The sequence below is a fragment of the Aliterella sp. E5.1 genome, assembly GCF_057473825.1.
Genome location: NZ_JBYCCV010000048.1, coordinates 19,939 through 29,098, shown reverse-complemented (window position 1 = coordinate 29,098; position 9,160 = coordinate 19,939). Strand labels below are relative to the sequence as shown.

Genomic DNA, 9,160 nt, shown 5'->3' with positions numbered 1-9,160 from the left:
CATATTTGAGTGCTTTCTCCAACATTTCTTTGCTTTCAGATATCTCCACTTGGAACGGACGACTCATAACTTTTCCTTTCCCCTTACACTTATGCTAATTTAGCGCACCTTCATTCAGAATTGGTATTACCATTAACAAAAGTCTCATTTATTCCACCAAAACTATTAGCTGCAATTGAAGTCCAAACAATTAAGTAGCCAACGATGACGTAGGACGATAAACCAAAAAGCAATTTGATTAAAACAACAAGATTACTGCTCATAGCGATCGCCAGCCCAAAAATACTGTTTGAATATTCATACTTTTTTAGTGAACTATTCCTATGGATCAAAATAACCCTAAGTTTGGGGCTGAGGCTTACCCCTTAGAGCAGCGAAAAAACTGGTATAGTCCGGTAGCTGATGCTTACAACCGAGTCAGACCGCGCTATCCTGAAGCATTAATTAATCGCATAATAGAGCTAACCCAACTTCCCCCAGACGCATCAATTCTCGAATTAGGTTGCGGTCCTGGAAACGCTACAGTTGCTTTTGCTCAAAAGGGTTACAAGTTGCTTTGCATTGAGTCAAGTGAGGCTGCGTGTCAATTAGCTAAACAAAACTGCGCCACTTATCCAAAGGTAGAGATTGCAAATACTATGTTTGAGGAGTGGGAGTTAGAAGCAGGGGGATTTGACGCTGTTTTGGCTGCAACTTCTATTCATTGGATTACGCCAGAAATTGTTTACCCCAAAGCTGCGGCGGCTTTGCAAAATAATGGGTTTCTAATTTTGCTATGGAATATGTCGGCTCAACTTCCCTATGAAGTTTGTCAGTTTTTACAGGAGGCTTATCAAAAATATGCGCCAGCTTTAGGGAAATATGAAGACAGAGAGATGCAAACCCAAAGCCTCAGAAAGCTTGGACAGATTGTTACTGATTCTGGTCATTTTGGCGGTTTAGTATCTGAACAAATAACGTGGGAAGTCACTTACAGCGTTGATGATTATTTGCTGCTACTAAATACTTATTCGCCCTATATAGAGCTAGAACCCCAGCAAAGAGACAATTTAGTTGCTTCTTTGAAGAAGACTTTAGAACAAGACGGCGCAAACAGCGTTCAACTTTCTTATCTCAGCGCTTTCCATCTTGCCCAAAAAACGCCGTAGAGTGCAAAAATTTTACGCAATACTGGAAGAAACAGAAGCTTTGAGCGAAATACTTAGGATGGAAATTCGAGCAGTTGATACACCACTACTAGAGTGGGCTGGAGATGCCCTCGCGTTGGGTTTATTTGAAGATACTGTAGAACAATCAGATGAGTTGACCCAGTTAGATGCAAAATTTGCTGGTGTGTTGAAGGAAGTAATTGCCGAGAATGAATTTAAGGGCAAAGACGGTAGCAGCATTGTAACTAGAGTCGGCGGTAATAGTTCGGTGCGTAAAGTTATATTAGTGGGACTTGGCAAACCAGATAAGTTGAAATTAGATAATTGGCGGCGGTGCGGAGCCGCGATCGCTAAGTTAGCTAAAAAAGAAAAGTGTCAAACTGTAGGCATTAGTTTACCTATCTGGAACAATGAGCCAGGATTGACCGCCGGAGCCATTGCTGAAGGAGTTGAGCTTGGTTTGTACCAAGATCGGCGTTTTAAATCGGAACCTGAAGAACAGACTTCTAACGTAGAAAGAGTCGATTTAATTGGCTTCCCAGGGCAAGAAAACGCAATTTCCCGCGCCCATCAAATCTGTTCTGGAGTAATTTTAGCCCGTCAATTGGTAACAGCACCAGCTAATACTGTAACGCCGATGAGTATGGCGCAAACGGCAGAAGAAATCGCCTCTGCCCACGGTTTGCAGCTAGAAATACTCGAACGTGAGGAATGCGAACAATTGGGTATGGGGGCATTTTTAGGCGTTGCCCAAGCGTCAGAAATGCCACCAAAATTTATTCACCTCACCTACAAGCCGGAAGGCACGCCCAAAAGAAAATTAGCGATTATTGGTAAAGGCGTAACCTTCGATTCTGGCGGTCTGAACATCAAAGGGGCAGGAAGCGGCATTGAAACCATGAAAATGGATATGGGCGGCGCGGCGGCGACTTTTGGGGCGGCTAAAGCAATTTCTCAACTCAAGCCAGATGTAGAAGTGCATTTTATTAGTGCTGTAACTGAAAATATGATTAGCGGTCGCGCTATCCACCCCGGAGATATTCTCACTGCCTCCAATGGTAAAACTATTGAAGTTAATAATACCGACGCTGAAGGGCGGTTAACTTTGGCGGATGCGCTGGTGTTTACAGAGAAATTGGGCGTAGATGCGATCGTTGACTTGGCGACGCTCACGGGGGCTTGCGTGATTGCTTTAGGCGATGATATTGCCGGCTTATGGAGTAGTGACGACGAAGTTGCAAATCAATTAGTGCAAGCGGCAGAAAAGGCAGGAGAAAAAATTTGGCGAATGCCAATGGAAGAAAAGTATTTTGAAGGGCTGAAGTCTCCCATTGCTGATATGAAAAATACAGGTCCTCGTCCGGGTGGATCGATTACAGCAGCTTTGTTTTTGCAACAGTTTGTCAAAGAAACTCCCTGGGCGCACATTGATATTGCTGGACCCGTTTGGGCAGATAAAGACAATGGCTACAACAGCGCTGGTGCTACAGGTTACGGGGTCAGAACCTTGGTTGATTGGGTAACTAGCTAGATTCAACTTTTTTTAAACAGGTGGGTATTGTAGCAATACCCACATTTTTCTTTACACATCAGGAGGAATTGCCCTTATTTGAGTTCTGGATGCGCGGCGGCGGGTGTGGGTGTACCCATTTGATTGATGGTAGCGATCGCTTGATACAATCGCCCCAGGTCGCGCTGGTTGAAGTGAAATATCAAGCGCGGGAGTTCCGCCGTTTCATCTTGCGCCTCTTGGGGTAAAGCAATACTTTTTTCAATCCGTCCTTTGACTAAAATATCGCCAAAATCAGTATTCAACTGCTCGACTTGGGCATCGGATAATTCAGTTTTGAGGCGAATTACTAATTTTTCTTGGACGTAACGGCTGGAATGATACACCTGATAAAAAGCGGTAATAGCGTTGCAAGCTACATCTAAGTTATCGGTGATGGTATAAAGACTAGAATCGTCTTTACTTACCAAGCCTGCTTTGACTAAATTCTTATCTATATAGGCGCTCCAGTCGTGCCAATAAGAGCCGCCGGGGCGATCGATTAAGATGAGCGGTACAGGTCCAAATTTTCCAGTTTGGCTTAAAGTCATACATTCAAAAGCTTCGTCTTGAGTGCCAAAACCACCAGGAAATAAAGCAACTGCATCGCTTTCTCTTAGCAAAAACAATTTGCGCGTGAAAAAATACTTAAAGTGAATTAATTTGCGATCGCCTTGAATAAAGGGATTTGCTTCTTGCTCAAAGGGCAACTGAATATTTAACCCAAAAGAATTTTCTTTTCCAGCGCCTTCGTTACCTGCCTGCATAATCCCACCGCCACCGCCCGTCATCACCATAAACCCTAGTTTGGTTACGCAACGGGCAAAGTCAGCCGCCATTTGATATTCGGGGGCTTCTGGAAGGGTACGTGCCGAGCCAAAAATAGTTACTTTGCGGACGTGGCGGTAAGTATGAAATAATTCCAACCCCCGTTCCATATCCGCTAAAGATGCTGATAAAATTTTCCAGTCTAGGCGATCGATCTCGCTATTAGCTAGGCGGACAACTGTTGCTAGGGTTTGCTGGATGAGTTGCCGATGTTGGAGATTTGGTAGCTGCTCAATTATTTGGGCAACATCTTTTAAGAGAGAATCAGTAGGATCGAAGGGGGGTAATGAATTCATGAGTGCCATTGCACAACTGGCACTCTATTGTACCGATTTTTGGAGTTTAGTTTGAAAGATTGCTTGATATGCCAATAAAAAGCACCTTGTATTCAATCAATACAAGGTGCGCCATTTAATTTATAGTTGCAACTATTTTTAAAGATATTTTTCCAAAGTATTAGCCAAAGTTGTCTTTGGTACTGCACCAACAACCATATCTACTCTTTGCCCACCCTTAAAAATCATCAGAGTAGGAATGCTACGAATACCGTATTGGCTGGCAACATTGGGGTTTTCGTCAGTATTAAGTTTGACAACTTTGACTTGACCATCGTATTGCTGGGCGATTTCATCAACTACCGGGGCGACCATCCGACAAGGACCGCACCAAGGGGCCCAAAAATCGACCAAAACCGGGACTTCACTATCTAATACTTCTTGCTTAAATGATGAGTCTGTAACTTGTACGGCTGCTGACATTCCTAGAAATCCTTACTTATTTTGTTTATTACTTTGCTAAAAATTCTATCATAGGGCAAAGCCTACATCTTATCTGCCAAGAGTGTATATTTAGACAGATTTTGTTTAATTATAACTTTGTGTGTCAAAGTTTTGTATTTATATAAATAAACTGCTTATCACATACATATTATTATATAACTTGTCAACCTCTAAGAGAGGAATTAAAAATTAACATATTGTTGTAGGTTAGAGTTTTTTCATTGATTATGTTTGCTGGCAAGTTTTATTACTTAAATTCATGAAGTAAGGTGATCGCATTTTAGGTAAGCAAAAAAAGTTTAGCGAGCGCACTTGTTAATCTTTGTTCAATAGTTTGCTGTTTGTACTATCGCTAATAGTTAAGTTAAGTGTAGTAAGTTCTTTCCAAAGTTAGTTAGTATCTGCGAACTTTAAACTCGCAAATAAAGTAGCAGTTAATAAATCTCCGACTGGCTAAGATCCGCTTAAATTGGTAAAAATTAGGTGAAGCCGATCTTGAGCAGTTTTTAAAGCTGATGTGGGGGTACTTTTTCCTAACAATACCGATTCTAATGCCCTACCTAAGCTTTCTGATAAGCGACTGTAACGCGGAAAAATTGGACGCGATCGCCCATACTTTGCCTGGTCTAAAAATACCTTAACTGCGGGCTGTGCGGCGACAAAGGTTTGGTATTGTTTACTTTGTCTTGCTTGGATATTTACTGGCAAGTAGCCAGTATTAATTGCCCATTGAGTTTGAAATTCTTCCCCGATCGCAAATTGGGCAAACTTTAAAGCGGCGGCTTCTTGTTTGGGATTGGACTTAAAAACAAACAGATTCTCGCCTCCAATTGCGGTGGCAGGCTTTGATTTGGCTGGGATGGGAAAAACCCCAAAATCTACCCCCGTTGCCTTCAACTGCCCTAAAGTCCAAGATCCAGTAATTTGCATTGCTACTTTGCCAGCCAAGAAGTTGTCAATTTCAAAACCTCTTTCTGGTAGAGATAGTATGGCGGAACCATCTGCAACTAAACTACGCCAAAATTCTAAAGAAGAAATTGCGCCTTCATTGACAATTGCGGGTGTTTGGTTATCATTGGCTACCAATTCGCCGCCACCACTCCACATAAAGGGTAGCCACAAAAATACAGCAAATTCCCCTTTCCCTAAAGGCAAAAATATCCCGTGTTGGTCTGGGCGGCGATCGCCGTTTGTGTCTATAGTCAATTTACGCGCTACTTGACGCAATTCGTCCCAAGTTTGAGGCAAGTCGCTAATTCCTGCGGCTTTAAATAAGCTAGGGCGATAAAATATGCCTACATTATTTGTTGCAAAGGGTACTGACCAAGTATGTCCTCTATACTCCATTGACTCGAATAATGCCGGATCGATTTGGCTAAATTCTGGTAATTCTGCTAACCAGTTTTCTAAAGGACGGATGGCATTTAGTTCGACTAATTGCCCAGTGAGCGTAGCATTAAACCATAACAAATCTGGGGGGGCATTTCCAACTACTGCTGCCAATATTTTGGGTAGTTGCTGTTCGGCTTGTCCTACATATAATGATTCTACTTTGATATCTGGATGCTGTTGGTTGAATTTGTCTACTAGCTTTTGTAATACGTCGCGGTTTGGTGGTGGGTTCACTCCTTGCCACAGGGTTATCTTAGTTATATCTGTTTGTTTGGGTATTTCGATGGAGTTTTGACATCCACTTGAAAATAACGTTGCTGTAAGTAATAAAGGGAGGATTTTTGTTTGGAGTTTGCGGAATAAATTGAACCAATCTTTAAGATGTGGGTATTTGATATTATTTATGCTGAAGAAATTTCTGTTAGTTTTTGTAGTATTTATTTTTAGCACAATTATTTTTACAGGCTGCAATGTTAATAAACACGCAAATAAAGATGGTGTTGTTACTATAACTCTTAGTGGCTGGAGTAATTTATTAGAAAAACAGCTTTTGCAACAGGTAGTTGAGGAGTTTGAAGCGCTTAATCCAACAATTAAAGTTAAGTACGATGCGATCGCCGATCAGTATATGGATGTACTCAAAACTAGGCTAATTGGCGAAACTGCGGCGGATGTGTTTTATCTCGATGCTTTGGAAGCCCCGGCGCTGATTTCTCCTGGCGTACTTGAACCATTAAATAATTATATAAAAGCTGATTTTGACTTGCAAGATTTTGCCCCAAGTTTACTTAAGGCTTTTGAACGCGATGGGGTAATTTATGGTTTGCCTAAAGACGTTTCTACTTTGTCACTATTCTATAATAAAAAAGCTTTGGCTGCGGCGGGGTTTACTCAACCACCTATTACTTAGGACGAATTGCTTTGCTATGCTAAAAAACTGACTATTGATAACAATCGAGATGGCAAAATCGAGCAATATGGTTTTGGTTTAGCGCCAGAATTGGCTAGGCAAGTTTATATAATTGAGGCTTTTGGCGGTAAGTTAGTTGACGCTGATAATAAAGCTGCTTTTGCTTCGCCAGAAAGCTTAAAAGGTTTGCAATTAATTGTCGATCAATACCTTAAAGATAAGTCTGCGGCGCAACCATCAGATGTTGGTACGGCTTCTGGTGGAGAAATATTTGGACAAGGTAAAGCGGCAATGGTAATTGAAGGTCCTTGGATTATTTCTTATTTAAAAGAGACGTTTCCAAGTATTGAATATGGAGTTGCTGAAGTACCAACAATTGCTGGTATGAAAGGGACGATGGCTTACACTGTTGCCTATGTAATGAACAAAAAATCGCCGCACAAGGTAGCAGCCTGGAAGCTGATTGCTTACCTAACTGGAAAAGATGGCATGACAGCTTGGACAAAAAATGGTTCAGCGCTGCCTACTCGCGTGTCTGTTGCTAATAAATTAAATTATGACGATAATGCTTTATATGCACCGTTTGTTGTTGGTGCTGACTATGCCACTATTTGGCAAGCAGGGGAATATTTACCTTTGATCCTAAATAATTTTAACAATCAGTTTGTTAGCGCTCTAATTGGCGAACAATCTTTAGCAAAGGCGATGCAAAAAGCTCAAATAACAGCCAATAAAGAAATCGAATTAGCCCAATAAGTGCAGCATGGTAAATACTTTTAAAAAATCAGGCAAGCAATTTAAAGAGATAGTTAGTGCTTATATCTTTATGAGTCCTACAATTATTATTCTCTTAGTTTTTTTGGTAGTGCCGATTTTATTTGCCGTCGGGCTTTCGTTGTATAAAGTGCAACCTTTAGGCGACATTAGTTATGCTTTTAGAGGGTGGAGAAACTTTTTTCGGCTTACTCAAGATGAACGAGTTGCGATCGCACTTAAAAATACTGTTGAATACGTGGCAATTGTTGTGCCTATTCAGACAATTTTGGCTTTAGGTTTAGCGTTGGTATTAAATGCCCAAATTAAAGGCAAAAATCTATTTAGAGTTTTATTCTTTTTACCAACAGTTACTTCTTCTGCCGTGTTGACTCTAATTTTTATGTGGATATGTAACTCTAATGGGTTGCTAAATAATTTCTTGGCTTTTCTACATTTACCTACTTACAATTGGCTAGGAGATCCAAACGTTGCCCTCAAAGCAATTATGCTAATGAATATTTGGTCAACGGCTCCTTTATTTATGGTAATTTATTTGGCAGCAATGCAAGATATACCCCAAGCTTTGTATGAAGCGGCTACTATCGATGGCGCTAGTTGGTTAGATAAGTTTGTTTGCATTACCTTACCGTTTTTAAAGCCAATTACTTTTTTTATAGTTGTAATGGGTATTATCGGCACTTTTCAATTATTCGATCAGTCTTATATATTTTCTCGCGGTTCTGGTGGTCCCAATAATTCAACTTTAACGGTTGTATTATTGATTTATCAGTATGCTTTTAAAAACTTAGATATGGGTTATGCTGCGGCTTTGGCTTTGCTGCTAACTTTGGTAATTATGACTGTAACTTTGCTCCAGCGCTATTTCTTTAAAGAAGAAAGCTTTGATTAATTATGCGGCGTTTTTCAGCAATTAAATTGTTTTTATATTCAGCTTTAGTTTTATATGCAATTATTACTGTTATTCCTTTTGCGTGGGCGCTTTCTGCTTCTTTCAAACCCTTGGCAGAAATTGTCGGCGGCGGAACTAGCTTTATCCCGCAGCAGTTTACTCTAGCAAACTACGAACAAATATTTAGTCAAGAACCATTGTTTGGACGCTGGTTATTTAATAGTGTTGTAGTAGCTGTAAGTGTAACTACTTTTAATTTACTATTTAACTCAATGGCTGGCTATGCTTTAGCAAGGCTGCATTTTCCGGGAAATAAGTTTTGGTTTTTCCTAATTTTGGCAGTTTTAATGATTCCTGGACAAATTACCTTAATTCCTACTTTTTTGATTTTAAAAAATTTAGGATGGTTAAATTCCTACCAAGGTTTAATTGTCCCAAATATTATTAACGCAACTTTTATATTTATGATGCGACAATTTTTTATTAGTTTTCCTAAAGATTTAGAAGAAGCCGCAGCTTTAGATGGATTGGGACACTTGGAAACGTTTTTTCAAATTGTTTTACCTCTGGCAAAACCTGCACTAGCTGCCCAAGCAATATTTGTATTTATGGGTGCATGGAATAATTTTTTATCCCCATTAATGATTTTGTCCGATTCAACAATGTTTACTCTACCTTTGGGTTTAAATATCTTTAAAGGTCAATATATAAGTTACTGGAACTACATAATGGCAGCTTCAATGATGTTTACTTTACCTGCCTTGGCTATATATGCGTTTTTTAACCGTTACTTTATTCAAGGCGTAACTTTTACAGGTGGTAAATAAGTCAAGGCTAGAAATTGCTACTCCTGACTTAACTATGGCTGCTATAGTGAAAATAAAGAAA

The 9,160-nt window shown here is 40.2% G+C and carries 8 protein-coding genes and 1 pseudogene; 5 read left to right on the top strand and 4 right to left on the bottom strand.

Annotation, left to right across the window (positions count from 1 at the left end):
* Positions 1 to 110: 110 nt before the first annotated feature.
* Complete coding sequence (locus AC2VE5_RS15535; protein WP_486888639.1) at positions 111 to 263, bottom strand: hypothetical protein; 153 nt, start codon at positions 261 to 263, stop codon at positions 111 to 113.
* A gap of 60 nt (positions 264 to 323) precedes the next feature.
* Between AC2VE5_RS15535 and AC2VE5_RS15530 the strand changes: the two genes are divergently transcribed.
* Both AC2VE5_RS15530 and AC2VE5_RS15525 read left to right on the top strand, forming a co-directional pair.
* Entirely contained in the window at positions 324 to 1,148 is an 825-nt protein-coding gene (locus AC2VE5_RS15530; protein ID WP_486888638.1) for a class I SAM-dependent methyltransferase, read from the top strand.
* A 58-nt stretch (positions 1,149 to 1,206) separates the two neighbouring features.
* Positions 1,207 to 2,679: a leucyl aminopeptidase gene (locus tag AC2VE5_RS15525; protein WP_486888641.1), complete on the top strand. Its 1,473-nt coding sequence runs from the start codon at positions 1,207 to 1,209 to the stop codon at positions 2,677 to 2,679.
* A gap of 74 nt (positions 2,680 to 2,753) precedes the next feature.
* Here the strand turns inward: AC2VE5_RS15525 and AC2VE5_RS15520 are convergent, their stop codons facing one another.
* From AC2VE5_RS15520 to AC2VE5_RS15510, 3 genes are all read right to left on the bottom strand, one after another.
* Entirely contained in the window at positions 2,754 to 3,821 is a 1,068-nt protein-coding gene (locus AC2VE5_RS15520) for an LOG family protein (RefSeq protein WP_486888637.1), read from the bottom strand.
* Between the two features lie 138 nt (positions 3,822 to 3,959).
* Complete coding sequence (trxA, locus tag AC2VE5_RS15515; RefSeq protein ID WP_486888636.1) at positions 3,960 to 4,283, bottom strand: thioredoxin; 324 nt, start codon at positions 4,281 to 4,283, stop codon at positions 3,960 to 3,962.
* 474 nt (positions 4,284 to 4,757) lie between these two features.
* Positions 4,758 to 6,092, bottom strand: a complete 1,335-nt coding sequence (locus AC2VE5_RS15510; RefSeq protein WP_486888640.1) for an ABC transporter substrate-binding protein — start codon at positions 6,090 to 6,092, stop codon at positions 4,758 to 4,760.
* Between the two features lie 7 nt (positions 6,093 to 6,099).
* Between AC2VE5_RS15510 and AC2VE5_RS15505 the strand changes: the two are divergent.
* From AC2VE5_RS15505 to AC2VE5_RS15495, 3 genes and pseudogenes are all read left to right on the top strand, one after another.
* Positions 6,100 to 7,362 (top strand): annotated as a pseudogene (locus AC2VE5_RS15505) (ABC transporter substrate-binding protein).
* Between the two features lie 7 nt (positions 7,363 to 7,369).
* The gene (locus AC2VE5_RS15500; protein ID WP_486888635.1) at positions 7,370 to 8,272 is read left to right on the top strand and encodes a carbohydrate ABC transporter permease; all 903 of its coding nucleotides are present in this window, start codon (positions 7,370 to 7,372) and stop codon (positions 8,270 to 8,272) included.
* A gap of 2 nt (positions 8,273 to 8,274) precedes the next feature.
* On the top strand, positions 8,275 to 9,099 hold the full coding sequence (locus AC2VE5_RS15495) for a carbohydrate ABC transporter permease (protein ID WP_486888634.1): 825 nt from the start codon (positions 8,275 to 8,277) through the stop codon (positions 9,097 to 9,099).
* Positions 9,100 to 9,160 lie beyond the last annotated feature (61 nt).

Bases quoted from the DNA above. Each gene is read 5' to 3' on its own strand.
- AC2VE5_RS15525 (WP_486888641.1), top strand. From the start codon at position 1,207: ATGGAAATTCGAGCAGTTGATACACCACTACTAGAGTGGGCTGGAGAT.
- AC2VE5_RS15535 (WP_486888639.1), bottom strand. From the start codon at position 263: ATGAGCAGTAATCTTGTTGTTTTAATCAAATTGCTTTTTGGTTTATCG.
- trxA (WP_486888636.1), bottom strand. From the start codon at position 4,283: ATGTCAGCAGCCGTACAAGTTACAGACTCATCATTTAAGCAAGAAGTA.
- AC2VE5_RS15520 (WP_486888637.1), bottom strand. From the start codon at position 3,821: ATGAATTCATTACCCCCCTTCGATCCTACTGATTCTCTCTTAAAAGAT.
- AC2VE5_RS15500 (WP_486888635.1), top strand. From the start codon at position 7,370: ATGGTAAATACTTTTAAAAAATCAGGCAAGCAATTTAAAGAGATAGTT.
- AC2VE5_RS15530 (WP_486888638.1), top strand. From the start codon at position 324: ATGGATCAAAATAACCCTAAGTTTGGGGCTGAGGCTTACCCCTTAGAG.
- AC2VE5_RS15495 (WP_486888634.1), top strand. From the start codon at position 8,275: ATGCGGCGTTTTTCAGCAATTAAATTGTTTTTATATTCAGCTTTAGTT.